This is a genomic window from Pontibacterium sinense, from assembly GCF_015209595.1.
In the GTDB taxonomy this organism is placed as follows: Bacteria; Pseudomonadota; Gammaproteobacteria; order Pseudomonadales; family Balneatricaceae; genus Pontibacterium; species Pontibacterium sinense.
Map to the genome: position 1 here is coordinate 15870 of NZ_JADEYS010000015.1, position 25733 is coordinate 41602.

Here is a 25733-nt window from a genome sequence, read left to right on the forward strand (position 1 = left end):
CAGCTTAGCAGCGGACTAGGACTCGCGGGGAATATCCAAAATACTTCCAGCAGTCACATATTCATTACCACCCAGACGCGCCAATGGGCTGAGCTTATCCGCCATGACCTTCATACGGCCCTTATCATCTTCGGTAACCACTTCATCATCCAACCAGATGCGCAACAGCTTACCAAACACAAGATTTTGGTCGCTCTCTCCGATGGTATCCAACTTATACAGCTCACAGGCAAACGCGATACGCGCCTCCTTTAAACGCGGCAGCTCAAAACCTTCAAACGCCACCGTGTCCATATCAACCAGCTCAAGCTCAGATTCACCGTCTGGCAGTACTTTCGCAGATTTCGTCATTTGCGGCGCAAGCTCGGGGTGTGCGAGATGAATCACAAATTTTTTGCGTTCGACAATATTACGAAACGTATCTTTGTCACTGCCATCGGGTTTACGCCCGATCGACAACATGACAACCGGCGGATTACTGCACACCGCATTAAAGTATGAAAACGGTGCCAAATTAAACTTTCCGTTCTCGTGCTCAGACAACACCCACGCCACCGGTCTCGGAACAACCGTTTGTGTCATGGTGTGATAAACCTTGTTTGGTGACAGCTCAGACAAATTTATATTCATTTTTGCTTCCGCACGGTGAATTTAACGCCCTGAAATTATGACACTTTTCCATCATGAGTCCTATTCTCGGTGTGCGCACGCAACATGAAAAAGATTAATTTTGAACGAAATTCATATGAGAATTTGTCTAAAAAATTGGTTAGAGAATCACCAACCTCTCGCCTACACTGATATTCCCCAAGGCGAATTCCGCCGGGAAAAACGTCCAGAAAATAATAATAAATGCCCAGCTTACAAACCGAAGCTAAAGAGGAAAAACAATGCTTACATACGAAGAATGCCTGGATATGTGTGACCTGACCTCTGACGAAGTAGATGCCATTGCAGAGCACGAGCACGTAGACCCAATGATTGCACTCGCATTCGGACAATACATGATCACCCATCAAGGTGAGCAAAAGATTAAGCGCATTATTCTGGATGACATTGAAAAAGCACGCCGCGAAGGTAACCGCGGCCACGAAGCACTGTTGCAGAAAGTGCTGGAGCACTTCATCGCAACCCATCCCGAACACGACTCCCGTAAATCAGCAGCTGCCTGAGCTGCTGATCCCGAATACCCTTCCCCTTCTCACCGGTTGAGCGGTGGCGAAAGCCACCCTCACCGGCGATATTTTTTACATATCAACATTTCTAGCCCATCAATCTATTCCAGATCAACCACGAATAAACAATCAAACACAATAGGCGTTCCCTCACCATCAAAGTTAGTCAGGTCAACCATGCCAGATAAACGAGAGGTTCCTTGCAGCCCCTCAAACCTACCAGTCCCCCACAACACCGCATTTTCATCACTGGACGCACCGGTTATATGACTAATTGGCACGCCATCAGGAGTTACCGTTGGCCGATTGACCGGCTGCACCGAGGTCACACCTCGCGTAACCAAGCTCCCTTTCGGTAAATTAAAATACGTGGTGCCAACCAATTGAAGTCCACCTTCCGACCCAGACTCAATATTTGAAAGACAATCTGTCGCGGTGCCCACAACCTGACGGTTTTTTGCATTGATCAAATCAACATCAAAGCAAAACGCCTCATCTTCATAACCGTCTCCGTCGATATCAGGCACCATAGCCACATACATATCATCTGACCCAACCAGGTTAAGTACCCACCGATTACCGCCACCTTTATGATTATCTGCAAAAGACGATGAAGCGCCCAGGATAGTTGCCAGCGTAATCGCAACCACACTTCTCAGTTTCATAACGTATCTCCTTGAAAGAGTTTACGGGAAGCACGATGACCACCACATCAAGAGCCTTAGCCTAGGCGTCATCAAATACAGCTACGTAGAGACCTTTACGCAATTTTAGAGCCAAGATTCTAAGCTACTGATAACTAACCTATTAGTGCGATGTGTTTTCAATAGATGAGGGCGGCTGTGTATCAAGATGCTTACACTTTTTCCGGACAAGGCATGTACGGTTGAAAAAGCCACTGGCTGAAATCAGATAAGTCAGACCGACAATTTCAAAACAATCCATAATAAGCAGCGATCACCACAGCCTTATGACTGACAGTCATGAAGCGATAGGTTGATCTCGAGACCAGCATACGAGGTGAGAGAACTGATGACGGTAATAACAAAAAAACCCGATACGAAACCGTATCGGGTAAAGATAAAGGCATAGTACTAATCGGGATGCATCACGTATCCCTATGAAGCCCTGCCAAGGTAAAGGACGGACTGGCTACTTGCGAGAAACCAGCCCTGGTATTACATGTCTTACAGCTTCTGTTCCAATTCAGGAACAGCTTCGAACAGGTCCGCAACCAGACCGTAGTCAGCAACAGAGAAGATTGGAGCTTCTTCATCTTTGTTGATTGCAACGATGATCTTGGAGTCTTTCATACCTGCCAAGTGCTGAATCGCACCGGAGATACCCACAGCAATGTACAGTTCAGGTGCAACGATCTTACCCGTCTGACCCACCTGCATATCGTTCGGTACGAAGCCAGCATCAACTGCCGCACGGGATGCGCCAACTGCTGCACCCAGCTTGTCTGCGATAGCTTCCAGCATGGCGAAGTTTTCGCCGTTGCCCATACCGCGACCACCGGAGATAACGACTTTCGCAGCCGTCAGTTCAGGGCGGTCAGATACAGCAACTTCTTCACCAACAAAGCTGGAGATACCTGCATCGTGTACAGTACCCACCGCTTCAACAGCCGCAGATCCACCTTCTGCCGCAGCCGCATCAAATGCAGTACCACGTACAGTGATCACTTTGATCGGATCCAGAGACTCTACAGTCGCAATCGCGTTGCCCGCATAGATTGGACGCTGGAACGTGTTTTCAGATTCAACCGCAGTAATCTCAGAGATCTGCGCAACATCCAGCAGCGCAGATACGCGTGGCAGGAAGTTCTTACCGGTAGTGGTCGCTGGCGCTACGATGTGGCTGTAGTCTTTACCCAACTCAGCAACCAGCTTGGACATGTTTTCAGCCAGCTGATGTTCGTATGCAGCAGCATCTGCTACCAGCACCTTGCTTACGCCTGCAACTTTCGCCGCTTCTTCAGCAACTGCACCACAGCCTGCACCCGCAACCAGCACGTGCAGGTCGCCGCCCATCTGAGTCGCAGCAGTCACTGCGTTCAGTGTCGCACCTTTCAGGGTGCTATTGTCATGTTCTGCAATAACCAGAATAGCCATTAGATCACCCCTTAAATTACTTTGGCTTCGTTCTTCAGCTTTTCGACCAGCTCGTCGACGCTGCTTACTTTAATACCCGCCTGACGCTCAGCCGGTGGGGTTACCTTCAGCAATTTAGTGTGCGCTTTCAGCTCAACACCCAGATCTGCAGGGGTTTTAACATCCAGCGGCTTACGCTTCGCTTTCATGATGTTTGGCAGAGATGCGTAACGAGGCTCATTCAGACGCAGGTCAGTGGTCACGATTGCAGGCAGGTTCAGCGCTACAGTCTGCAGGCCACCGTCAACTTCACGAGTGACGTTCGCTTTACCGTCTTCAATTTTCACTTCAGAGGCAAAGGTACCTTGTGGCATATCCAACAACGCAGCCAGCATCTGGCCGGTCTGGTTGTTATCTGTATCGATAGCCTGTTTACCCATGATGATCAGCTCAGGCTTCTCTTCATCGATCACTTTCGCCAGCAATTTAGCAACGGACAGAGACTCAGGCGCCTCGTCAACGTCGATCTGAATACCGCGATCAGCACCCAGTGCCAGCGCAGTACGAATCTGCTCCTGACATGCTTTAGGGCCAATAGATACGACAATAACTTCAGAGGCCGTACCGGCTTCTTTCAGGCGTACCGCTTCTTCTACCGCAATTTCACAAAATGGGTTCAGGGCCATTTTTACGTTGGCCAGATCCACATCACTGTTGTCCGACTTCACACGTACTTTGACGTTGTAGTCGATCACTCGCTTAACTGTTACAAGCACCTTCATCAGCAAAGACCTTTTATCTGTAGTTCTTCTTAATATGCTTTTACTGTTGGATTAGATAACGCCTTGATTCGGCAGCTATACACTAAGAACCAACCGTTTTCTAAGTGGTTTCCCTAATCATACCCACCCATCCAAAATAAGCAATAACCCTAACTTAAAAATTAACCCTTACATGCCTTGATAATATCGACATTATTTAAAAACGTCGATATTATCAAGGCATGTAAGACATTTATCTACTATAAAACCGCCTCTATATAGTTAAAAATGTTCCAATATTAGGGAATTCACTTATAATTGTATCACGTGATAAAAGAGCGCCGGTTTGCTTGAAGCGCCTCTGCTAATAACAAAAGAAGAAACTGAGTTTGGGGAGATCTACCGATGACCCGTGAGTCGATGGAATTTGATGTTGTAATTGTAGGCGCTGGCCCTGCTGGATTGTCTACCGCCTGCCGCCTGATGCAGTTGGCGCAGGAAAAAGAACAGGAAGTTACTGTTTGTGTTGTGGAAAAAGGCTCTGAGGTCGGTGCACACATTTTATCTGGTGCTGTTATTGAAAGCCGTGCAATGGACGAGCTGTTCCCTGACTGGAAAGCGCAAGGTGCACCACTGACGGCAGCGGTCACCGAAGATGAAGTGTATCTGCTCAAGGATGCCGAAAACGGCACCAAGATCCCGAACGCTTTTGTACCTAAAACCATGCACAACGATGGCAACTACGTTGTCAGTCTGGGCAACGTCTGCCGCTGGTTGGCGGAACGCGCTGAAGAGCTGGGCGTAGAAATCTTCCCCGGCTTCGCCGCATCGGAAGTACTGTACAACGAAAATGGCAGCGTTAAAGGCATCGCCACCGGTGACATGGGCATCGGCATGGATGGCGAGCAGAAAGATAGCTACATGCCAGGCATGGAGTTGCACGCAAAATACACCATTTTCTCTGAAGGCTGCCGCGGTCATCTGGGCAAACAGCTGATCGAGAACTTCAACCTGGATACCAAAGCAGATGCCCAGCATTACGGCATCGGTATCAAAGAACTGTGGGACATTCCGGCTGACCAGCATAAACCAGGACTGGTTGTACACGGTTCTGGCTGGCCACTGGATAAAAACACCAGCGGTGGTTTCTTCCTGTATCACACGGATGATTGCCAGGTTGTTGTTGGCCTGATTATCGACCTGAACTACGCCAACCCTTACATCAGCCCGTTTGACGAGTTCCAGCGTCTGAAACATCATCCAGTACTGAAGCAACATTTGGACGGCGGCACCCGTGTCTCTTACGGTGCACGTGCTATCACCAAAGGCGGCTTCAACTCCTTGCCGAAAATGACGTTCCCAGGCGGCCTGATTGTCGGCTGTAATGCGGGTACGTTGAACTTCAGCAAAATCAAAGGCACCCACACCGCGATGAAATCCGGTATGGTCGCCGCTGAAGCGATGTTCGAAGCACTGGAAGGCGGCTGTGCCGGCGGTGAAGAACTGACCCGTTATGAAGAGATGTTTAAGGAATCCTGGTTACATGAAGAGCTGTTCAGCTCACGTAACTTTGGTCCTGCGATGCATAAGTTCGGCGCAATTCTGGGCGGTGCATTTAACTACGTCGATCAGAATATCTTTGGCGGTAAACTGCCGTTCACGCTGCACGATAATCATGAAGACTATGCTCAGTTGCAGCCAGCAAGCAACTTCCAGCCGATCGATTATCCGAAACCGGACGGCAAGCTGAGTTTTGACAAACTGTCGTCGGTATTCCTGTCGAATACTAACCACGAAGAAGACCAGCCATGTCATCTGAAGTTGAAGGATGTGGATATTCCTCTAACACAGAACCTGACCAAGTTTGCAGAACCTGCTCAGCGATACTGCCCTGCCGGTGTGTACGAGATAGTGGAGGACGACGACGGCAAGCGCTTCCAGATCAATTCGCAGAACTGCTTACACTGCAAAACATGTGATATCAAAGACCCTGCCCAAAACATCACGTGGGTAACGCCGGAAGGTATGGGTGGTCCGACCTACCCGAACATGTAACAGCATTTCGCAACGATAAATTCAAAGCGGCGGGCACACACCCGCCGCTTTTTTATTCTGATCGCTGACCCGCAGATTCATCTCCCAAGGGGCCAAACAAACTGGCCACCAAGTCCCGCATCCATTGATGCTCCACATTCGCATGATTACGCCGATGCCAGAGCAGTCGAATCGCCACAGGTTCCAGCTCGGCAAAAGGTAGCGGCAATGCCACCAGCTCATCCGCTCTTGGTAATACGCTGTAGATCCGTTTTCCGGCAATCATGGCCAGATCCGCGTCACAGAGCGCGTTCATCGCCGTCATTAGATTATTGGTTTCCAGCCACACATCCCGCGTAAGCGCCTTACCAAAGAGCAACTGGTCCAGCTGGCGGTGTTCGTTAAAACCCGGTATCCAGAAGTGTACGAAGGGCAGTGCAACAAACTGCTCTACTGTCAGAGGCATTACTGCCGCAGGGTGGTCCCGCCGCAAGAGGCATACGGGCTCCTCATAACAAAGCACCCGAGAGTGAATATTGGCTGGCGCTTCATCCCCCAGATTTAAGACAAAATCCAGTTGCCCGGACGCGAGCGACTCCATGCTATACGCCTCAAGATTGACCACTTTTAAGCGCACGTGGGGTGCGGCAGCCTGCAGCGTTTTGATCAGCGGAGCCACCACCATTTGGGAAAACAGATCCAATATGCCGATACGAAACGTACGCCGCAACTGGGAAGGATCAACGGTCACCGGTGCGACAAGCCGCAACATATCATCCAGTAACGGACGCAACATCTCATGCAACTGCTCCGCCCTGGGAGATGGTGAGAGTCCATGCGATTGTCGGATAAACAACTCATCACCGAATAGCTGACGTAAGCGCTGCAAACTCCGACTCATCGCAGGTTGCGACAAATCCAATCGCTCCGCCGCACGGGTCACACTGCGCTCTTCCATCAACGCATTAAATGCCACCAGCAAACGAAGATCGACTTGCCCCAGCCCATCCAGATTCATTCAGTCTCTATCTCCGCTAATTTCCGATAACCAATGCGATACATCATAACGTACAGCACCGGTACCACGATCAGTGTCAGCACGGTGGCCACACCCAGACCGAATGTTATCACCACGGCCATACTGGCAAAGAAGTCATCAAACAACAGCGGTATCATACCGAGAATGGTGGTTATTGCCGCCATGCATACCGGCCGCACACGGCTGACCGAGGACTCAAATACCGCCCGATACGGTTCCTGCCCAGACGCCAGCGCCAGATCGATCTGATCCAACAGCACAATGCCATTCTTAAGTAACATACCTGAGAGGCTGAGAAAGCCAAGCAGCGCCATAAAGCCAAACGGCAGATCCAGCACCAGCAAGCCGAGTGTCACGCCGGTGATCGCCAGCGGCACCGTCGCCCAGATGGCGAGTGATTTTCGCAGCGCATTGAACAGCAGCACGGTAATCACAAACATACTCAGGAAACCGATTGGCATAGCGGCCAGCAGTGGCGCCTGCGCATCCCGGGCACTTTCGTATTCGCCTCCCCACTCCAGACTGTAACCCGGCGGCAATTTTATCGCGTCAATGTGTGGCCTCACCCGACTCAGTAAGGCACTCGCAGGCTCCTGTGTCAGCGGATCAGGATCAGCCAGTACAGTAATCGTACGCTTACGATCCCGCCGCATGATCAACGAATCCTCCCATTGCACCTCAAAGCTGCCAACCACCTGCTCGACCGGGATATAGGACTGGTATACCGGGCTCCAGACTTTCAGGTCCGGTAGGTTATCAATATTCAGGCGCTCCGCATCCGGCGTGCGTGCGATAATCGGCATCAACTCAGCACCATCACGATAGAGGCCGATAGTCTTCCCGCTGAAGTTCATCTGCAGCATCGCATCCAGATCCTGCTTGCTCACCCCCACCCTACGGGCCTGAGCTTCCAGAAACTGCGGCCGAATGATTTTATTGCGCTCACGCCAGTCGTGGCGAATGTTCGCGGCCAGGGGATCATCCCGCAACACGGCCTGCACTTCAGAGGCCAGCACCCGTAACGTGTCAGGCTCCGGTCCGCTAACCCGGACTTCTATTTTGGCGTTCGTGGAAGGGCCGATCTCCAGCCGTTTCAATTTAAACTGTGCATGGCTGTATTGCTCGCGCAGATGTGCATCCAGATCTATCAGTAATGAGTCGATCGCCTCAGTGTCTTTCGTACGCACCAGCAACTGACCGTACGCGGCGTAGCTTTTCTCCGGGCCATAGGTCAGCATAAAACGCATCGCCCCTTTACCCGTCGTCGTTGCAGCGTACTCGACCCGTTCATCCGCCAGCAACCAGGCTTCGATCTCTCCGATATCGGCGGCCGTATTACGGATATCCGTCCCTTGTGCACGCCAGTAGTCCACCAGAAACATCGGCGTCGTGGAAGATGGGAAGAAGACCTGTTTCACCGAACCAAATCCAACCACGGCGACCACCAGCGCTATCAGAACAACACCCATGGTAGCCCAGCGAGCACGCATACACAGGTCCAATAACCATCGATAAGCCGTGAAGAGCCCGCCCTTGTAGGGATCTACCTCGCCATCATCTGGAGAGGTTTCAACTTCTTTGAAGAATACGCTGCAGAAAAAGGGGGTTAACGTAATCGCGGTAACCCAGGAGAGCAGCAGGGAGATCAACAACACATAAAACAGTGATCCGGCAAATTCACCGGTCGCATCCTGAGACAGACCAATCGGTGCAAATGCGATCACCGCAATCACTGTTGCGCCCAACAGGGGCAGCTGGGTATGCCGCACCGTCAGGCTCGCAGACTCCAGACGATCAAGTCCACGCTTCATATTGATGAGCACACCTTCAGTCACCACGATGGCATTGTCCACCAGCATCCCCAGCGCGATGATCAACGCCCCCAGTGAAATCCTCTGCAGATCAATGGCGAATAGCTTCATAAAGATAAAGGTACCCAGGATTGTTAACAGCAAGATCAGCCCGATCAGCAAACCACTGCGTAACCCCATAAAGACCAAGAGCACCAGAATAACGATGCCCACCGCTGCGGCGAGGTTATAAAGGAAGCTGTTGACTGACTTGGCGACTTCCTGCGGTTGATTATAGAGCTGCGAAACCTCCATACCGATCGGCCGCGCATACTCCAGCTCAATAAGCTTTTGCTCCACAGCCGCCCCGACATCAACAACATTAACACCCGATGCAAATGAGATACCCAGATGCAGCGCCGGCTGATTATCAAAGCTGACCAGATTACCTGGCACTTCAGCATAACCACGCTTGACCTTCGCCACATCTCCCAAGGAGATCAGTTCATTCCGCCCGGGCTCACTGATGATCAGATCTTCAAGTTCGCGAATATTGGTGAACTCCCCCGTGGGAGAGATCCGGATATACTCACTGCCAACACGCGCGTAACCCGCGTTTGACACAACATTCTGCGTCGCCAGCAAGCTATAGAGATTATCGAGTGAGATCCCAAGACTGTTCAGCTTGATTCGAGATATTTCGATCTGAACTTCTTCACGCTGTCGCCCGGCCTGCTCCACCTTACCCACACCAGGGACCAGCACTAATTCACGGCGCAGGAAATCGGCATAGTCGGCCAGCTCTTCATACTGGTACCCATCGCCGGTCACAGCCAGAAGAACACCGAACACATCACCAAAGTCATCTTTAATCATTGGCGAGGCCACACCCGGTGGCAGATTGGGCTGGTAATCGTTTACTTTGCGGCGCAATTCATCCCAGATCTGACGCAGAGCATCCCCACCATAGATACTCTTCATCTCTACGGTGATCTGAGATAACCCCGGCGAACTGATTGACCTGACGCTATCGACATAGGACAGCTGCTGCACGACATTTTCCAGCGGAAAGGTCACCTCCTCTTCCACCTGCATGGCTGAAGCGCCGGGATAGGCGGTAATGATCATCGCCTCCTTGATGGTAAACTCAGGGTCTTCCAGCTGCCCAAGCCCCAGAAAGGAGATACCGCCCCCTAACAGGAGCAGCAATGCCAGCATCCAGCTGGTCACTTTGTGGCGGATAAAGTACTCGGCGCTGTTCATCAGATGCCCCGCTCCCGTACCCAAGGACGCACTTTCATCCCCTCGGTCAGATGATGCACACCCGCAACGACAACAATATCACCGGCGCTCAGGCCGGATAGAATCTCAATACCGTTAGAGGTAATTTTGCCGACCTCCACATCCGCACGACTGACACGCATCGTATCGGGCGCTACTTTCCAGATCTGACGGAATTGACTGTCAGCTGGCCTATCTTCAGCCGAAAATACCGCCTCTACCGGCAGGACAAACCGTAGACTTTCCAGCTCAAATACACGTGTAAGATCAAACTGAACAGATGCCGTCATGCCCGGAAAGACCTCCAGCGCTTTTGGCTGCTTCATGCTAAGTGTCACAGAATAGGAACCGGTTTTGGGGTCCGCCTCAGCGGTCCGCTCGCGATACTCGGCTTTAAAGCTTTTGTCAGGCAAGGCATCAAAGAAAATATCAGCCCGCTGATCGCGGGCATCAGGTTTGGTCGGCAAGGCGACAATCCACTCAGGCACCTGAAACTCGATATCGATCTGGTCACCGGACTGGATGACGATGACCGGTTCTTTGGCCTGAATATTTTGGAAGTTTTCGACCAAACGGTGCGACACAGTTCCGTCGTAAGGCGCGCGCAGTTCAGTGTATTTCACATCCAGCTCAGCACGCTTGAGCGCAGCTCTAGCGACATCCAGCTCAGCCCGCTTTTCGTCGTACAGCGATGCCGACACCAACTTACGTTTTAACATTTTATCGAAACGATCATACTGGGCTTTGGCCAGGCGATACTGGGCACGACGCTGATCCAGCACTACCTTATAATCGGCCGGATCCAACCGCGCCAGCAATTGGCCTTTCTGTACGGGCTGTCCTTCCTGCGCAGCCAGTTCGGTCAACTCCCCAGAAATACGAAAAGCCAGCTCGGTTCGGGATGTCGCTTTTACTTCTGCGGGAAAGGTCCGGATCTGCTGCGCCAGAGGGTTTTCAATCGTCAGCAACTTTGCGGGCCGTACAATCTCGGTATCAGGACGCCCCTCGTCGGCCTGCGCCACCCCAAAGAACGTTACGCTGGATAACACCAGCAATAGTTTTTGCCAAAGCGCCACGGGTTCAACCTCACTAACAGAGTCTGTAATTCACCTTAGCTTACCGGTCGTTTTACCGTGTAAAAATATAGCCATCTCTATAGGTGATATGCACAAAACACATATCATAACTACGCACATTCAAATTAGTTGATAACATGCTATGGCTGGCGTGTTGGATTTTGCGGCTTACACTGGCATAAGGACCACAAAGCGGATCAGATCCCATTTAATGCCATTGATCCTAAGAATCGATATATACCGCTCAAGGTGCGTTGGTTCGTCGACTTTATTAAAGAGACGCTGGCTGAACAGCCGATGTTTAGGATCAAACGATAGGAACCAGCTTTCTTCTCCGGTTGGAGCCAAAACCAACTTAAGTCAGCGGGCTTGATAATCGTCAACGCTGCACCGAGCGGATAACGCTAGCCTGCCCTACTTCTGTTCATCACAACACTCACAAGGCATCGCTATGGATCTGACCCGTTACGTAAACACCTTCGGTAAGGCAATGCGTGCCAAGTACGGCCAGAAAGTACATAAGGTATCGATTAATGCCTCATTTACCTGCCCGAACCGGGATGCCAGTAAAGGTATCGGAGGCTGCACGTTCTGCAACAACGCATCGTTCAATATCAACGCACAACAAGCGCCGAGCATTGAACAACAACTATGCGAAGGCAAATCGGTTGTGGGTCAGAAAAAGAACGCGGCAAAATTCATCGCCTATTTTCAGGCATACACCAGCACCTATGCGGATGTGAATGTTCTCGAACAACGCTATCAAACCGCACTGAACACACCGGACGTGATTGGCTTATCGGTTGGTACCCGGCCCGACTGCGTACCGGATGCTGTATTGAGACTGCTCGCGGAGTATCAGCAACAAGGTCACGAAGTCTGGCTGGAGTTGGGTCTTCAGTCAGCAAACGATGATGTGCTGAGGCAGGTCAATCGAGGACATGATGTAGCATGTTATAAAGACGCTATCAGACGCGCCAAAGCCTACGACTTGCAAGTGTGTACGCACCTTATTGTCGGCCTGCCCGGCGAATCACTTGAAGCAAGTATCGATGCGGCATCAATGGTGACTGACCTGGGGACCGATGGGCTGAAGATACATCCACTGCATGTTGTAAAAGGCACGCAGATGGCACGGCAAATCAAGCAAGGCACAATCCCTAATCTGAGCCAAAGCCAGTACGTAGACATTGTTACACGGATCATAAGACAAGCTCCGAGCGAGCAGACCTTCCACCGTTTAACAGGCACCGCAAATAAAGACCTGCTGTTAGCGCCAGACTGGTGCGTACGTAAGTGGTCTGTGCTGAACGCGATCTATGATGAATTGGCCGCCTGATCTTTATATCGCTGTATTAACCTGACAGAGATCGACCCGGAAGTAATGAGCATTAAACGCCCCAACCCAAGCAGACGCCACGCGAATACAGAACCCGATACGCTGGTTTACCAGATTGATGATCGACTGTACGTCAACCTAACGGATCGCTGTACCCTAGCCTGCACATTCTGTCCCAAACACAACGGCTGCACAGAAGTAAAAGGTCATGAACTCTATCTGTCTGAGCGGCCTGATGTCGAAGAGATTATCCGTCTGATCGATGACCCTACCCGATATGCTGAGATTGTCTTTTGCGGTTACGGCGAACCCACCTTACGCCTGAAAGATCTCCTGAAGATTGCACACACGGTTAAAGCCAAAGGGGGACGCACCCGTATTAACACTGACGGACTCGCCAATCGGGTGCATAAACGCGATGTCACTGCCGAAATGGCGGAATGTATCGATGCATTGTCTATTTCACTCAATGCGCAGGACGAAGCCACGTACAATCTGCACTGCGAACCCAGCATGAAAGGCTCCCACGCCGAGGTGCTGGCATTTATTGCTGCCGCCGCTAAAGTCATCCCGGATGTATCGGCAACCGCCATCGACGGTCTTGAAGGGGTCGATGTGGAGCGTTGTGCACAACTGACAGAGGCACGCGGTGCGAAATTCCGCGCCCGTTATCTGGATCTGGTTGGTTAAAAACCCGCTTCAGCACCTACACTTATATGATCGCTTGAGTTCCATACTCTGTGAAAATAATCATAAACAGGAGTGCTGATGATGTCTGAGCAACATTGGATTTTAACGGCCCATTGCCCCAGTCAGTTGGGTACTGTCGACGCAGTAACGGGCTTACTCTATCAACAAGGTCAGTACATCACTGACCTGCAATCGTTCGATGACCGCTTGCATCAGCACTTTTTTATCCGCGCACAATTCCGACCGGAAAATGAATTTGATGAACAGGCGTTTCGTGATGCTTTTCAGGTACGGGCCGAGAAGTATGGTATGGAGTGGACGCTCAGCCCCAGTGATTTGAAATACAAAGTCGTAATCATGGTTTCAAAATTTGATCACTGCCTGAATGATCTGCTGTATCGCTATCGCACCGGCCAGCTCCCCATTGAGATCCCAGCCATTATCTCCAACCACCCTGATCTGAAAGCACTGGCAGACTGGCACAACATCCCCTATTACCACCTACCGATTACTGCAGAAACCAAGGCCCAGCAAGAAGCGGATGTATGGAAAATCATCTGTGACAGTCAGGCCGATCTGGTCGTACTCGCCCGCTACATGCAAGTTTTGTCTGAAGATATGTGTGCCAAGCTATCTGGACGCGCGATCAATATTCACCACTCCTTGCTCCCTGGATTCAAAGGCGCACGCCCTTACCATCAAGCCTATGAAAAAGGGGTTAAACTGGTCGGCGCGACAGCCCACTATGTGAATACTGATCTGGACGAAGGCCCGATTATCACCCAGGGCATAGAGCCCGTCGATCATACCTATTATCCGGAAGATCTGACCGCCAAAGGGCGTGATATCGAATGTGTCACCCTCGCCCGCGCCGTGCGTTATCACATAGAACGACGCCTGTTCCTGCATAGCAAACGCTGCATTGTATTTGCCGATTCACAGTGAAACACTGCGCCCAGAAAGCCTCTAGTCACTGACCAGAGGCTGCTCGCCTTTTGGATCGGGGAAGTGGGTGCGGCTGCCATTTGCACCCAACACACTGATGGAGATTGGTTGACCTTCCGGTCCTAAGCAAACCAACCCCAAACCGCTGCCGTTGTGCAGATGATTAGGTTCCTCTGTTGGACGCCGGGCTTTGATACGCATATGACGGCGCTTAGTAAACCAGTTCAGCGGTGAGCGGCTACCGTAGAGCATTCGGTTAATACGATCTAACCAGGGCAACAATTTAGGCGGAAACTCGTTCTTCATCCCACTACAGGTAATCTGCCAGATGCTCGGGCTGTTCTTCCGATGACGGACCACGACATCGTAGACAAACGAGTAATGTACATCCCCTGAGAGGATCACAAAGTTCTGCGGTGTTTTCGGATGACGGATAATATTCAGCAAAGTACTGGCTGAACCCGGATGCGCCATCCAGTTTTCCGCATCCACCGTCAACGCGTGACCAAAATAGGTAAATACACGCTGGATGGTTTCTATCAGTTTTACACCAAAAATCGGGGCAGGTGACACGATGACAACGGCCGACTCGTCAATCAACTCCTGCTGCAGTTCAGACATTGCCTCCCAATCCATCAATCCGGACGGTTTGGACAAGCTATTCTCCGACCACCAACGGTGGGTACGGGTGTCCAGCACCACCAACTTTGGCGATGTGGGCAACGTATAGTGCCAATGCCCGAAATCCAGCAAACAATCGATCAACGCATTGTGCTGTTTACTGTCCGGCGTATCGAAATAGTTACGCACAGACGGTAGCACCTCATCCGTGAAATGCTGCGGCGCATTACCCCAGCCCTGACATACCCAATAACCAATCAATGCATTACCGATGATCCGGCGAGAGAAGGGATGACCATAAGCTGCGTCCTCCCAACCACGTGTCAGATTCCAATCATCTGTCACATCATGATCATCAAAGATCATATATACCGGTAAGTGAGCCATCGCCCGCTGCACCCGCGGCAAACCTTCAGCAAAATGCGCGAGCTGCTTCTGCTCTTCCAGATAGCGGTCACGGTAATTTTCGTCGACATCACTCACATTCGTTTTTACATACGCCCACAATGAGGGTGACCATACCAGCAGGTACATCGCCAACACTTCACCTAGCGTAATCAAATGATTATGCGCCCCGTCTGCGGTGAATATCGGCTTTTTCGCGCCCCCAAAGAATTTATCCCGAAGCGTTTCGTTGGCTCGATTGTGAGGCAGCAGATTCTCGCGCTGATAGTAACAACAGGTATTACGATACAGCTCTTCACTGTCGTTAACCGTTGCACCGCTCAGGGTTTCACTCTGCAGCCCCAACAACTCAATAACCTGGTGAATGGCCGTCAACATGGGACCTGCCACATCGTCGGCGTAGATCTGATCGCCGCTCATCAATAGCAGCGCGGGACGTTCCTCGGCATTTTGCACCGACGACTGCAAAACCAGATCAGCCTGCAACAAGCCATCATCGCTGGGGTAGTGAGGCTTACGACAGGAACCGTGCAGGACCTTGTCCAATCGGGACTTAATCACCAGTGAAGGTCGAGCCTCTCCGGGATAAAGCAACGTCGGTTGTAACTGCGCTAATCCTTGGGTGCCCTCACCACCTGAAAACTTCAGATCATATTCAAAGCGCTCCCCTAACGGTAATCGGCTATTGGGTGTCACATTAACCAGATAGACATATGCTCGCTCACCAATGGGCAGTATCTCAGTGTTCGAACCGTTCAGCGGGTAACTTTCAACTGCATCATCGTCTCTATATAGCTCCAGCACCGCCTCGACCTGCCGGGAACATACAAACCAAAGCACCATCTGTTCCGGCTGCAACCGTCTTACCACGGGTCCTGCTATAAGTTCCGGTAACGCATCAACCATAATGACTTCCATACTGCCTGTTTTATCAGTGAGTTAGGGTAAGCATATCGAAGCTTACGACCAAACACATCGCCCTCAGTTCAATCTATGAATAGTAATCTAATTTCGTTAATCAAAACTGAATCAAGAGAGCTTTACTGATATTGAGTAATATTCAGTCAATGGTTTCGCACACCGGCCGATAACATGTGATACTGCCAAGAATCGCCAAAGAGAAGATAGGTATGAGCATCAATAATTTCGGCCAGTCCGTATCTGTACAAGCCAAACAATCCGACAAACCGCAGCCATTTGGACAACATGTGTCGCAACAGGCCCATGAAAAGAATGAAGCGAAGCGGGCTGAGCGAGCGGAAAGCACTGCATCAATGACACCTCAGCAGCAGGCTAAAACAGAACTTAACCGCTCAATCGTAGAAGCCGCATTGCAAGTAAAAATCAACGCTGGCAATGACTCTCTGGCACTTGTATTCAAAGCCGCAACAGAGAAAATCAACGAGATTCTGGAGCCTGATTTGGGACCCCGAGCGCTGGACAATGCGGTGGAGAGTGGACTCGATGTATCCCCTGAAGCCACTGCAGATCGCATTGTGTCACTCACTACGGGATTGTTTTCACGTTTTCAGGAAGCCAACCCGGAGCTACAAGGCAGTGAACTGGTAGATCACTTCACCGATGTCATCGGGGGCGGTATCTTGCAAGGCTTTGGCGAAGCACGTGAAATACTCGACGGCCTGGGTGCATTGACGGATGATGTTGCCGGAAATATTGACCAAACCTATGATCTGGTTGTCGAGAAACTGGAACAGTTCCGATTGGATAATGGTGGCTCTGAACGATCAGACACCAGTGCGGACTCAAACGTCACTGAATAATCTAACGATAAGGCCTGACAGAGGATAAGCCCTATTCTCTGTCAGCTGCATCTCACTATTTAGGAGACAACGACCTGATTTCTGCCTTGCGCCTTCGCCAGATACAACGCGCGATCTGCCCGATGCACGGTATCTTCAAACGTCTTGTCTTCATCATTGACGACTGATGTCCCTACGCTAATCGTAACTTGTGTCTCACAGACATCACATTTCAGAGAACGTTCGGCGATACCTTCGCAAATACGTTCAGCCACGGCATTCGCATCATCCGTCCCACCACCGGGAAGTACGACAATAAACTCCTCACCACCGTAACGTCCGACTAAACTGTAACTTCGCATCTCTTCGCTGAGATACTGTGCAACTAACCTTAATACCTGATCGCCAGCTACATGCCCATAGGTATCATTGATAGCTTTGAAGTTATCAATATCAATCATCATCACGCTGAACGGTGCATACTCCGCCCCAACAGACTGACGGCGATAACGATCAAACTCCTTGGCGCCCTGCAAAGCGATCTCACGTCGATTGAACAAGCCTGTCAGTGAATCCCTTATAGCTAGGTAGTGCAGGCGTTCCTGAGCTTGTAATAAGCGCCGCACGGCTGTCCGTAAAAAGCCATATGCGATTGAAAACACGACGGCCAATACCAATGCCAACACGCCAACAGACATGACGACGCCTTTTATCACTTCATCTCTAAAGGGCGTCGTATCCTGATAGATCTCAAAACAACCAACTATCTGCCCAGCGGGATTGATAATCGGCACATAGGTTTCCACCACATCCACATCAAATCGCGTTTCTGACGACATATCCTGAAATGATTCTTTAGTTTGCAGCTTAGAACTGGCATTGCCTGAAAGCGCCTGCATCAGGTCAGGGTTACCATGATTTGACTGGCCGATAATCGAGTGATCTGTACTGTACAAAACGATTCCGTTCAACGAAAACACCTTCACTTTCAACACCCCATGAGGCGAAAGGAATTGATTCATTCGTTGATCCAGTTCTGTCAGCGCGGCATCATCCAACAATAAAGTGGACTGCATCAGATTGTCAGCAGGCAACAGGAATCGATCTTCTACCGCAATGATTAGTTCACTAATGCGTATCGCATCCTCACGAGATACTTTTTCCACATAACCACGATACAACCAATGCGTACCAAGAATAGAAGCGCCCAGGATAAGGCAGGTAGAGATAATCGCTACGACTTGGAGTAGACGGATCAGTTTTTGGGGATTTTGATCGACAAGATCGTTCATACGGCACATCTGAAAACTCTTATGAATCCCAGGTAGCATGATTCAGGAGAGCGTTCCATGTCCCCCTGTTTTCAAAACAACTGCTGAAACGCCTATGCTATCGCCTGAACATCAAATGTATAGTCTTTCTTCGTGATACTTTGGCCTCAACCCAACCTTTAGCCAAAATTTGATTACTCACTGAACAACACCCACAAAAAAGCCGCTACATGAGCGGCTTTCAGTGTGAAAAGCGATTAGGGTATTCAGTGAAGCTCGTCGTATTTCTTACGAATAGCGACCAGCTGCGGCTGAATATCCAGCGGCGCGTAATTCATGGCCTGTTCAAACAGGTCCTTATTCTCCTCCGACAGGCGCTCTTCTTCTGACATTGCTGACAGCTTTTGCATCGCTTCAATAAATTTTGGATGCGCATTACCTAATTCTGACATAAACGAGCCCTCCTATCAGTGGCAACGTGATATGCACATTCTAGCCAAAAGCCGTACCAATGTAAGCCCCACCCCGCAAGAAAAAGGCAGGCTGTACGTCACTCAGAGGACTGCTCACGTCTACCCAGCATAATCACGATAAAGCTGATCACTTCGTCGCCATGCTGGTTAAAGCCTCGAAATTGAATCCGCAGAATCCCTCGATCGGGTTTGGAGCGAGAAGGTTTTACCGTGAGGATTTGTGCCGTTGTGCGGATCGTATCGCCCGGCCTGACAGGTGCCAGAAAGCGCAACTCGTCAATACCCGGGCCACCCATACTGACAGTCTGAAAGACGCCTGACTGCACAACCATACGAAAACACAGCGCAAGTGTCTGAAAACCGCTTGAGATCAAACCGCCGTATGGACTTTCCGATGCCGCCTGCGCATCGATATGGAATGGCTGAGGATCATAGGTTAACGCGAAATCCAATATTTGCCCTTCGCTTAAGGTAAAGCCGGGGGCTTTGAACAGGTCACCTTCGGAAAAGTCATCCAGATAACGATCCATATCCGTGCTCCTTTGTTATTTTTATAGGGGATGTTGTCGCGGGAAAGAGAGTTTTCAGTTGTCGTATTTTATACCGTCAACATAGGCAACGGTGAACAGAGAGTACTGGTTACCCATCTGGCTACAGACAATATCAATGCGCTGGAAACGAGTATAGAACGGTATCGTTACGTTCTAAACGTGGAAATAAAAAGGGGGAGCAAGCTCCCCAAGTGACGTACCAACAGAGTACTAGTGCAGTTAACGGCACTATAACAACGGTCGTCTTTCAGCTAACAAGCAAAGAACCTGTATAACCTGCAAAGTTCTTCAGGGTGAAACGGTGGAATCTACGCATCAGCCCAGATCGTAGATTCCAGAATATCTTCAGATACGCAGACCACCGTCCATCTCAACGATGCGGCCGGTGAAGAATTCATTTTCGATGATGTACTGCAACGTGTGAGACATCTCTTCCACTTCGCCTAAACGGCGCAGCGGTACCGCAGAAACCATGCGATCAATCGCATCCGGCTTCATCTGAGCCGTCATTTCAGTCGCAATAACACCCGGTGCAATACCGCCAACACGAATACCAAAGCGTGCCAGCTCACGGGACCAGCTCACCGCCATTGTTGCCACACCCGCTTTGGTTGCGGAATAGTTGGTTTGGCCCATATTGCCCGCACGAGAAACGGAAGAGATGTTGACGATCACCCCACCTTTACCCTGCTCAGCCATGATGCCAGCCGCCTCACGACCACACAGGAAGGTACCGGTCATGTTGACGGTCAGGACAGATTCCCACTTATCCAACGCCATTTTGCCAACCAGCTTGCCGTCTTTCATTTTGATCAGCATGCCATCGCGCATCAGACCCGCGTTATTCACCAGACCATTGATCTCACCGAACTCTTCTTTGATCTGAGCAAAAGTGCTTTCTACAGCAGGCTCATCAGTGATATTGCAGATGTAACCACGCGCTTCACCGCCCAGCTCCTGACACTGGCCGATAGCCTGATCCAACGCTTCCTGATCCAGATCGATCAGCGCCAGCTTGCCGCCCTGTTTTGCCAGATGCTCGGCCATCGCACGACCCAGACCACGACCACCACCGGTGATTACAAAAACACTGTCTTTAACCTGCATAGAAACTCTCCTGCTTATATGCCTGACAGATCTGCAACCTGCCGAGCAACTTATTCTTTACTCTTACGTTAACGTAAATTTATATCGTGTTTTAACGCGGATTGCGAGGAAAAATAAGTATTTTCCCTAATATTTTTGAATATCCAAATATTCAGCGTTAAAGCGATAGAGAAAGCGTCGGCACCGTCCTAGCAAACGAGCCAACGCAGGGGGACATCGGTACGGTTCAAGCCTCAGAGTTACCCCTCAGGCTTAAACCAAACGGGTATGATCAATTACTTGGTCATGCCCGCATCGGCCATCAGAGCGGTAATCTCTGGCAGGATAGTTTCGTCATCAATAGTCGATGGCATTTTGTACTCTTCCTGAGCCGCAATCTTACGCAGGATAGCGCGCAGAATCTTACCGGAACGGGTTTTCGGCAGACGCTGCACAACCAAAGCGCGTCGGAAGCAGGCCAAAGCACCTACTTGTTCACGCACCATCTGCACCAACTCAGCCTCGATCTGTGCATCTTCAATATCTTCACCGGCTTTCAGCACGATCAGACCCACCGGAAGCTGACCTTTCAGCTCGTCATTCATACCAATGACAGCACATTCGGCAACGGCTGGATGAGCAGATACCACCTCTTCCATTTCACCGGTAGAAAGACGGTGACCCGATACGTTGATCACATCATCGGTACGACCCGTAATGTAGATGTATCCATCATCGTCCTTATATCCGCCATCACCGGTGTGGTAGTAACCCGGGAACGCGTCCAGATAAGAGCTGACATAGCGATCATTGTTATTCCAGATACTCCAGGCAACACCCGGTGGCATTGGCAATTTCACACAGATATTACCTGCATCACCGTCCGCCATTTCAGTGCCTTCGCCATCCAACACACGAATGTCATAACCTGGGATTGGCTTATTGGTGGAGCCCAGACGTGCATCCGATGGATTATCCCAACCCATCATTGGCGCCGTCATTGGCCAGCCAGTTTCGGTCTGCCACCAGTGATCGATAACCGGTACTTTCAACAGATCGGACAACCAATGGAAGGTAGAGGAATCCAGCTTCTCTCCGGCCACAAAGACCCATTTCAGGCTGCTCAGATCATATTTCTTAGATAGCGCCCCTTCTGGGTCTTCTTTGCGGATAGCACGGAATGCCGTTGGCGCACAGAACATAGAGTTCACTTTGTACTCTTCCATCACCCGCCAGAACGTACCGGCATCCGGGTTACGGATCGGCTTACCTTCGAAGAAGATCGAGCTGCATCCGCCCATCAGCGGACCGTAGACGATAAAGGAGTGACCCACCACCCAACCGATATCGGATGCGCCCCACCACACATCACCGGCTTCCATACCGTATACATTGTTCAGCGCGTAACTCAGCGCAACAGCATGACCACCGTTGTCACGCACAATGCCTTTTGGCTGACCCGTGGTACCAGAGGTGTACAGGATATAAAGAGGATCAGAACCTTTCACGGCAACACATGCAGCAGGCTGAACACCTTCCTGAATCTGATACCAGTCCAGATCACGTGCGTTGTTCATCTCAGCTGTGATCATCTGACGCTGACAAACGACGGTGTTCTGTGGCTTGTGAGTGGCCAGTTCAATCGCCTGATCAACCAGTGGCTTGTAGGCAATTTTCTTTTCAAATTCGATACCGCAGGACGCGGTCAGGATCATCTTCGGGCTGGCATCATCAATACGAATCGCCATTTCTGCCGGCGCAAAACCGCCAAATACAACAGAGTGGATCGCACCCAGACGGGCACATGCTAGCATTGCTACAGCCGCTTCAGGGATCATCGGCATGTAAATGAGGATGGTGTCGCCTTTCTCCACACCTTGTGCTTTTAAAGCACCGGCGAAGTTAGCAACCTTATCCTGCAGCTGGCTATAAGTGATAGCGTCTTTGGTGCCTGACGCAGGTGAATCATAATAGAGTGCAACTTGCTCACCACGACCGTTTTCAACATGGTAGTCTACGGCCAAATAGCAGCTGTTCAACTCACCATCCGGGTACCAGCTGTAGGTTCCGAATTCCGTTTTTTCCAGTGTGGTTTCTGGTTTTTTGAACCAGGCGATGCGATCAGCCTGCCCAGCCCAATAGGCTTCCGTGTTATCTAACGCAGCCTGATATTCATCGTTGTATCCCATTGTTCAACCTCGTTTATTTTTTTTATAGAAGTTGGCACTACGGCGTGGATTCAGTCATTCATACATATCAATTGGACCGATTCCCACAGTGCCGCGAGGAACTGTCTGCCTGCCTCCGGTCTTCGAAAGCAGGCAAGTATTTATAATTATGTGAGCCGGATCACCGATCCTGATACAGGCGCAGTACGCTGGAGAAATCCAGTCCGCCGTTACCTTTCGCTTTGTGCATGCTGAACAGTGCACGCGCCTGAGAACCCATTGGGGTTGGCGAGCCACTCTGGTGGCTAACATCGCCCGCAAGACCCAAGTCTTTATACATCAGGTCAACCTGGAAGCCGCCCTGATAATCGTTAGAAGATGGTACACCTTCCATCACGCCCGGGAATGGGTTGTAAACCTGAAGCGCCCAGTTGCTACCGGAACTCTGCTTCATGATTTCAGACAGTACCGCTGGATCCAGACCGTTCTTAACACCCATGTTCAGCGCTTCTGCAGTACCCGTCATCAGGATAGCCAGCAGCATGTTGTTGCAGCATTTTGCTACCTGACCGGCACCGTTGTCACCGGCACGGAAGATATTCTTACCCATGCACTCAAGAATCGGCTTCGCTTTCTCAAACAGCGCTTCAGAACCACCCACCATAAATGCCAGGGTACCTGCAGTCGCAGCGCCAACACCGCCTGAAACCGGTGCATCGATGAAGCTGATACCACGCTCAGCGCCGGTTGCAGCAACACGTTTCGCTGTTTCTGCATCGATAGTCGAAGAATCGATGATCAGTGTGCCGTCAGCCACGACATCAAACAATGGCTGTTCGCCGGTCACAAAGATGCTTTCAACATGCTTGCCTGCTGGCAGCATGGATACTACAAACTCAACGTTCTGTGCTGCATCGACCGCAGACGTCGCTGCCTGACCACCTGCTGCAACCACTTTCTGGATCGCATCCTGGGACAGATCAAATGCTTTAACGCTGTGACCTGCTTTCGCCAGATTGATGGCCATTGGGCCACCCATGTTGCCCAGACCAATAAAACCGATAGTAGCCATAACTCTAGTCCTTCTTATCTTTATTAATTGAGAAGGCAGCCGTATCAATACGCGCTACCTTCCGGACTGAAACTGCGTCCTGAATATGCGCTCTTACAGACCTGCCAGCGGGTTGGTCTCCCAAGGAGCCACAAAGAATTCGCTGACTTTATCCTGATCCACATCCGCCAGTGTCTTGAATGTCCACTGCGGGCTGCCATCTTTATCAACCAGCAACGCGCGCACACCTTCCGGGAATTCACGATGGGTACAGCACTGAACAGACAGTGCCAACTCAGCACAGAAGACCTCTTTCAGAGACATCTGGCTGGTCACTTCCAGCTGACGCTGGATCAGATTAATCGCTAGCGGGCTGCCGTGACTGATCGCTTTCTGCGCTTTGCTCACCCACTTGTCTTCGGTTTCTTCCGCCAGCAAGCTTTCAACAATCTCTTCCAGACTGTCCTGATCTGTTACACGCTGAATCAGATCAAAGTTAGCCTGTACCGGAGAGTTGCTATCAAACTGCGGCTGAGATTCATCTTCCAGCTCACGCAACACACGGTTTACCGCAGCGGTCGCATCGCCGTCCCAGCTTTCAGCCTGTAGGCGCTCAATCATGCTGCTGCGCAGCTCACCCGCAACGAAGCGGTCTGCTAAGCCCAAAAACAGCGCATCCGCAGCATTCATGCGATTACCGGTCAAACCCAAAAACAAACCGGTGCGACCAGGCATATGATTCAGGAACCAGCTACCACCCACATCCGGGTATAGACCGATAGTGACTTCAGGCATGGCCATGTGAGTCGACTCAGTTACCACTCGGTGGCTACAACCATTCATCAGCCCCATACCACCGCCCATCACGATACCATTACCCCAGCAGATAATCGGCTTGTTGTAGGTGTGAATGGTGTAATCAAGTGTGTACTCACGGGTGAAGAACTCTTCCGGGAAGCCTTTATCCCCTTCACCGACCATTGATTTGTAGAGATTGACAACATCACCACCGGCACAAAATGCTTTTGTGCCCGCGCTATCGAGAATCACTGCGGTAACGCTATCGTCGTTTTTCCACGCATCCAGCTGAGGCTGGATCAGGTCAATCATTTCCAACGTCAGGGCGTTCAGGGAGCGCTCTGCATTCAGGCAGATCTCTACGATCTTTTTTCCGTCCTGAGTTGGGTGTTCGTTAAACAGTACTGCACTCATGATTGGATTTCCTGTTGAAGAAATTCCGACACCCGCTTCAGTGCCGGAGATTTCCTGATACGTCCGCCTTCGTTATATAAGTCTGTTGGATACGTCGAAGGGTGAACTGTGTTGAATACGAAAACCGAATTACTGGTTCTTCCAGCCTGGTGCACGCTTCTCAAGGAATGCGTTAACACCTTCTTTCTGATCTTCCGTGTGGAACAGGTCAACAAACAACTCACGCTCCAGAATGTAACCCGCATCCCAATGATGGGTACGGTTGTTCTGAATCAGCTGTTTGCAGGCCGCAACAGCGGTCGGGCTCTGCTGTTCAACGGCTTTTGCCATCTCCATTGCACGCTCAAAAGACTGCCCGGTTGGCACCAGCTCTTCGACCAGACCAATCTCTTTCGCCAGCGGCGCTTTAATGCGCTCACCACACAGGATCAGACGTTTAGTCCAACCTTCACCGACCAGCATGGTCAGGTTCTGTGTACCGCCTGCGCAAGGCAACAAGCCGACTTTAGCTTCTGGTAGCGCCATTTGAGCCTGCTCTTCCGCAACACGGATGTCGCACGCCAACGCCACTTCCAGACCGCCACCCATTGCAAAACCATTGATTGCTGCGATAGATACACCGCGGAAACGGGATAGCGTTTCAAATGCTTCACCAAAATAGCGCGCCATATCGCGCGCCACTGAACGATCACCATCAGCAAACAGGTTCAGATCTGCACCCGCAGAAAAGAACTTCTCGCTTGTAGAGCGAATCACCAGCGCATAAACATCTTTATCCTGATTCAGCTCTTCAACCACAACAGCCAACCCTTTCAGACTGTCTTCAGTCCAGGTGTTAGCCGGTGGATTGTTCATGGTGATAACAGCGGTATGACCCTGTTTCTCTACGATCAGCTTATCGGTCATCTT

22 protein-coding genes are annotated in these 25733 nt (G+C 50.7%); 6 read left to right on the forward strand and 16 right to left on the reverse strand.

The annotated features are described in order from the left end of the window. Nucleotides 1-15: 15 nt before the first annotated feature. A complete protein-coding gene (locus IOQ59_RS14315; RefSeq protein ID WP_193954070.1) occupies nucleotides 16-630 on the reverse strand; it encodes a flavin reductase family protein in 615 nt (204 codons plus the stop codon). Nucleotides 631-890: 260 nt separating this feature from the next. Here IOQ59_RS14315 and IOQ59_RS14320 point away from each other — a divergent pair, with 260 nt between their 5' ends. After that, on the forward strand, nucleotides 891-1172 hold the full coding sequence (locus IOQ59_RS14320; RefSeq protein ID WP_193954071.1) for a hypothetical protein: 282 nt from the start codon (nucleotides 891-893) through the stop codon (nucleotides 1170-1172). Nucleotides 1173-1276: 104 nt separating this feature from the next. On the opposite strand, the gene IOQ59_RS14325 is transcribed toward IOQ59_RS14320, so the two are convergent. The 3 genes from IOQ59_RS14325 to IOQ59_RS14335 form a co-directional block, all read right to left on the reverse strand. Next, nucleotides 1277-1840, reverse strand: a complete 564-nt coding sequence (locus tag IOQ59_RS14325; protein WP_193954072.1) for a hypothetical protein — start codon at nucleotides 1838-1840, stop codon at nucleotides 1277-1279. A 522-nt stretch (nucleotides 1841-2362) separates the two neighbouring features. Further along, on the reverse strand, nucleotides 2363-3292 hold the full coding sequence (locus tag IOQ59_RS14330) for an electron transfer flavoprotein subunit alpha/FixB family protein (protein WP_193954073.1): 930 nt from the start codon (nucleotides 3290-3292) through the stop codon (nucleotides 2363-2365). Nucleotides 3293-3303: 11 nt separating this feature from the next. Beyond that, the gene (locus IOQ59_RS14335; RefSeq protein WP_193954074.1) at nucleotides 3304-4053 is read right to left on the reverse strand and encodes an electron transfer flavoprotein subunit beta/FixA family protein; all 750 of its coding nucleotides are present in this window, start codon (nucleotides 4051-4053) and stop codon (nucleotides 3304-3306) included. 384 nt (nucleotides 4054-4437) lie between these two features. Between IOQ59_RS14335 and IOQ59_RS14340 the strand changes: the two genes are divergently transcribed. Continuing rightward, nucleotides 4438-6087, forward strand: a complete 1650-nt coding sequence (locus IOQ59_RS14340) for an electron transfer flavoprotein-ubiquinone oxidoreductase (RefSeq protein WP_193954075.1) — start codon at nucleotides 4438-4440, stop codon at nucleotides 6085-6087. Between the two features lie 52 nt (nucleotides 6088-6139). On the opposite strand, the gene IOQ59_RS14345 is transcribed toward IOQ59_RS14340, so the two are convergent. The 3 genes from IOQ59_RS14345 to IOQ59_RS14355 are packed head-to-tail and all read right to left on the reverse strand — an operon-like array spanning nucleotide 6140 to nucleotide 11252. Next, entirely contained in the window at nucleotides 6140-7084 is a 945-nt protein-coding gene (locus tag IOQ59_RS14345) for a LysR family transcriptional regulator (RefSeq protein ID WP_193954076.1), read from the reverse strand. Then, entirely contained in the window at nucleotides 7081-10158 is a 3078-nt protein-coding gene (locus IOQ59_RS14350) for an efflux RND transporter permease subunit (RefSeq protein WP_193954077.1), read from the reverse strand. The genes IOQ59_RS14345 and IOQ59_RS14350 overlap by 4 nt, the downstream gene beginning before the upstream one ends. Continuing rightward, nucleotides 10158-11252, reverse strand: a complete 1095-nt coding sequence (locus tag IOQ59_RS14355; RefSeq protein WP_193954078.1) for an efflux RND transporter periplasmic adaptor subunit — start codon at nucleotides 11250-11252, stop codon at nucleotides 10158-10160. The genes IOQ59_RS14350 and IOQ59_RS14355 overlap by 1 nt, the downstream gene beginning before the upstream one ends. 451 nt (nucleotides 11253-11703) lie before the next feature. Here IOQ59_RS14355 and mnmL point away from each other — a divergent pair, with 451 nt between their 5' ends. From mnmL to purU, 3 genes are all read left to right on the forward strand, one after another. Further along, complete coding sequence (mnmL, locus tag IOQ59_RS14360; RefSeq protein ID WP_193954079.1) at nucleotides 11704-12591, forward strand: tRNA modification radical SAM protein MnmL/YtqA; 888 nt, start codon at nucleotides 11704-11706, stop codon at nucleotides 12589-12591. Between the two features lie 45 nt (nucleotides 12592-12636). Beyond that, entirely contained in the window at nucleotides 12637-13281 is a 645-nt protein-coding gene (locus IOQ59_RS14365; RefSeq protein ID WP_193954080.1) for a TatD family nuclease-associated radical SAM protein, read from the forward strand. An 81-nt stretch (nucleotides 13282-13362) separates the two neighbouring features. After that, on the forward strand, nucleotides 13363-14226 hold the full coding sequence (gene purU / locus IOQ59_RS14370; protein ID WP_193954081.1) for a formyltetrahydrofolate deformylase: 864 nt from the start codon (nucleotides 13363-13365) through the stop codon (nucleotides 14224-14226). A gap of 21 nt (nucleotides 14227-14247) precedes the next feature. Here purU and IOQ59_RS14375 read toward each other — a convergent pair whose 3' ends face one another. Continuing rightward, nucleotides 14248-16170: an alkaline phosphatase D family protein gene (locus tag IOQ59_RS14375; RefSeq protein ID WP_228050918.1), complete on the reverse strand. Its 1923-nt coding sequence runs from the start codon at nucleotides 16168-16170 to the stop codon at nucleotides 14248-14250. Nucleotides 16171-16382: 212 nt separating this feature from the next. Here IOQ59_RS14375 and IOQ59_RS14380 point away from each other — a divergent pair, with 212 nt between their 5' ends. Further along, complete coding sequence (locus IOQ59_RS14380) at nucleotides 16383-17033, forward strand: DUF5610 domain-containing protein (RefSeq protein WP_193954082.1); 651 nt, start codon at nucleotides 16383-16385, stop codon at nucleotides 17031-17033. Nucleotides 17034-17092: 59 nt separating this feature from the next. On the opposite strand, the gene IOQ59_RS14385 is transcribed toward IOQ59_RS14380, so the two are convergent. The 8 genes from IOQ59_RS14385 to IOQ59_RS14420 form a co-directional block, all read right to left on the reverse strand. After that, nucleotides 17093-18304, reverse strand: coding sequence for a GGDEF domain-containing protein (locus tag IOQ59_RS14385; RefSeq protein WP_193954083.1), 1212 nt, complete (start codon nucleotides 18302-18304; stop codon nucleotides 17093-17095). 245 nt (nucleotides 18305-18549) lie between these two features. Further along, nucleotides 18550-18735 carry a hypothetical protein gene (locus tag IOQ59_RS14390; RefSeq protein WP_193954084.1) on the reverse strand — a complete coding sequence of 62 codons (186 nt, stop codon included), beginning with the start codon at nucleotides 18733-18735 and terminating at the stop codon, nucleotides 18550-18552. Nucleotides 18736-18833: 98 nt separating this feature from the next. Continuing rightward, nucleotides 18834-19286, reverse strand: a complete 453-nt coding sequence (locus IOQ59_RS14395) for a MaoC family dehydratase (RefSeq protein WP_193954085.1) — start codon at nucleotides 19284-19286, stop codon at nucleotides 18834-18836. Between the two features lie 366 nt (nucleotides 19287-19652). After that, on the reverse strand, nucleotides 19653-20414 hold the full coding sequence (locus IOQ59_RS14400; protein ID WP_193954086.1) for an SDR family oxidoreductase: 762 nt from the start codon (nucleotides 20412-20414) through the stop codon (nucleotides 19653-19655). A gap of 275 nt (nucleotides 20415-20689) precedes the next feature. Then, the gene (locus IOQ59_RS14405) at nucleotides 20690-22582 is read right to left on the reverse strand and encodes an AMP-binding protein (protein WP_193954087.1); all 1893 of its coding nucleotides are present in this window, start codon (nucleotides 22580-22582) and stop codon (nucleotides 20690-20692) included. 160 nt (nucleotides 22583-22742) lie between these two features. Further along, the gene (gene mmsB / locus IOQ59_RS14410; RefSeq protein ID WP_193954088.1) at nucleotides 22743-23633 is read right to left on the reverse strand and encodes a 3-hydroxyisobutyrate dehydrogenase; all 891 of its coding nucleotides are present in this window, start codon (nucleotides 23631-23633) and stop codon (nucleotides 22743-22745) included. 93 nt (nucleotides 23634-23726) lie between these two features. Beyond that, nucleotides 23727-24824 (reverse strand): enoyl-CoA hydratase/isomerase family protein, encoded by a 1098-nt coding sequence (locus tag IOQ59_RS14415; RefSeq protein WP_193954089.1) that lies wholly within the window; start codon nucleotides 24822-24824, stop codon nucleotides 23727-23729. Nucleotides 24825-24953: 129 nt separating this feature from the next. Then, complete coding sequence (locus tag IOQ59_RS14420) at nucleotides 24954-25730, reverse strand: enoyl-CoA hydratase (RefSeq protein ID WP_193954090.1); 777 nt, start codon at nucleotides 25728-25730, stop codon at nucleotides 24954-24956. Nucleotides 25731-25733: the final 3 nt, after the last annotated feature.

Bases quoted from the DNA above. Each gene is read 5' to 3' on its own strand.
- IOQ59_RS14315 (WP_193954070.1), bottom strand. From the start codon at position 630: ATGAATATAAATTTGTCTGAGCTGTCACCAAACAAGGTTTATCACACC.
- IOQ59_RS14320 (WP_193954071.1), top strand. From the start codon at position 891: ATGCTTACATACGAAGAATGCCTGGATATGTGTGACCTGACCTCTGAC.
- IOQ59_RS14325 (WP_193954072.1), bottom strand. From the start codon at position 1,840: ATGAAACTGAGAAGTGTGGTTGCGATTACGCTGGCAACTATCCTGGGC.
- IOQ59_RS14330 (WP_193954073.1), bottom strand. From the start codon at position 3,292: ATGGCTATTCTGGTTATTGCAGAACATGACAATAGCACCCTGAAAGGT.
- IOQ59_RS14335 (WP_193954074.1), bottom strand. From the start codon at position 4,053: ATGAAGGTGCTTGTAACAGTTAAGCGAGTGATCGACTACAACGTCAAA.
- IOQ59_RS14340 (WP_193954075.1), top strand. From the start codon at position 4,438: ATGACCCGTGAGTCGATGGAATTTGATGTTGTAATTGTAGGCGCTGGC.
- IOQ59_RS14345 (WP_193954076.1), bottom strand. From the start codon at position 7,084: ATGAATCTGGATGGGCTGGGGCAAGTCGATCTTCGTTTGCTGGTGGCA.
- IOQ59_RS14350 (WP_193954077.1), bottom strand. From the start codon at position 10,158: ATGAACAGCGCCGAGTACTTTATCCGCCACAAAGTGACCAGCTGGATG.
- mnmL (WP_193954079.1), top strand. From the start codon at position 11,704: ATGGATCTGACCCGTTACGTAAACACCTTCGGTAAGGCAATGCGTGCC.
- IOQ59_RS14365 (WP_193954080.1), top strand. From the start codon at position 12,637: ATGAGCATTAAACGCCCCAACCCAAGCAGACGCCACGCGAATACAGAA.
- purU (WP_193954081.1), top strand. From the start codon at position 13,363: ATGTCTGAGCAACATTGGATTTTAACGGCCCATTGCCCCAGTCAGTTG.
- IOQ59_RS14375 (WP_228050918.1), bottom strand. From the start codon at position 16,170: ATGGAAGTCATTATGGTTGATGCGTTACCGGAACTTATAGCAGGACCC.
- IOQ59_RS14380 (WP_193954082.1), top strand. From the start codon at position 16,383: ATGAGCATCAATAATTTCGGCCAGTCCGTATCTGTACAAGCCAAACAA.
- IOQ59_RS14385 (WP_193954083.1), bottom strand. From the start codon at position 18,304: ATGAACGATCTTGTCGATCAAAATCCCCAAAAACTGATCCGTCTACTC.
- IOQ59_RS14390 (WP_193954084.1), bottom strand. From the start codon at position 18,735: ATGTCAGAATTAGGTAATGCGCATCCAAAATTTATTGAAGCGATGCAA.
- IOQ59_RS14395 (WP_193954085.1), bottom strand. From the start codon at position 19,286: ATGGATCGTTATCTGGATGACTTTTCCGAAGGTGACCTGTTCAAAGCC.
- IOQ59_RS14400 (WP_193954086.1), bottom strand. From the start codon at position 20,414: ATGCAGGTTAAAGACAGTGTTTTTGTAATCACCGGTGGTGGTCGTGGT.
- IOQ59_RS14405 (WP_193954087.1), bottom strand. From the start codon at position 22,582: ATGGGATACAACGATGAATATCAGGCTGCGTTAGATAACACGGAAGCC.
- mmsB (WP_193954088.1), bottom strand. From the start codon at position 23,633: ATGGCTACTATCGGTTTTATTGGTCTGGGCAACATGGGTGGCCCAATG.
- IOQ59_RS14415 (WP_193954089.1), bottom strand. From the start codon at position 24,824: ATGAGTGCAGTACTGTTTAACGAACACCCAACTCAGGACGGAAAAAAG.
- IOQ59_RS14420 (WP_193954090.1), bottom strand. From the start codon at position 25,730: ATGACCGATAAGCTGATCGTAGAGAAACAGGGTCATACCGCTGTTATC.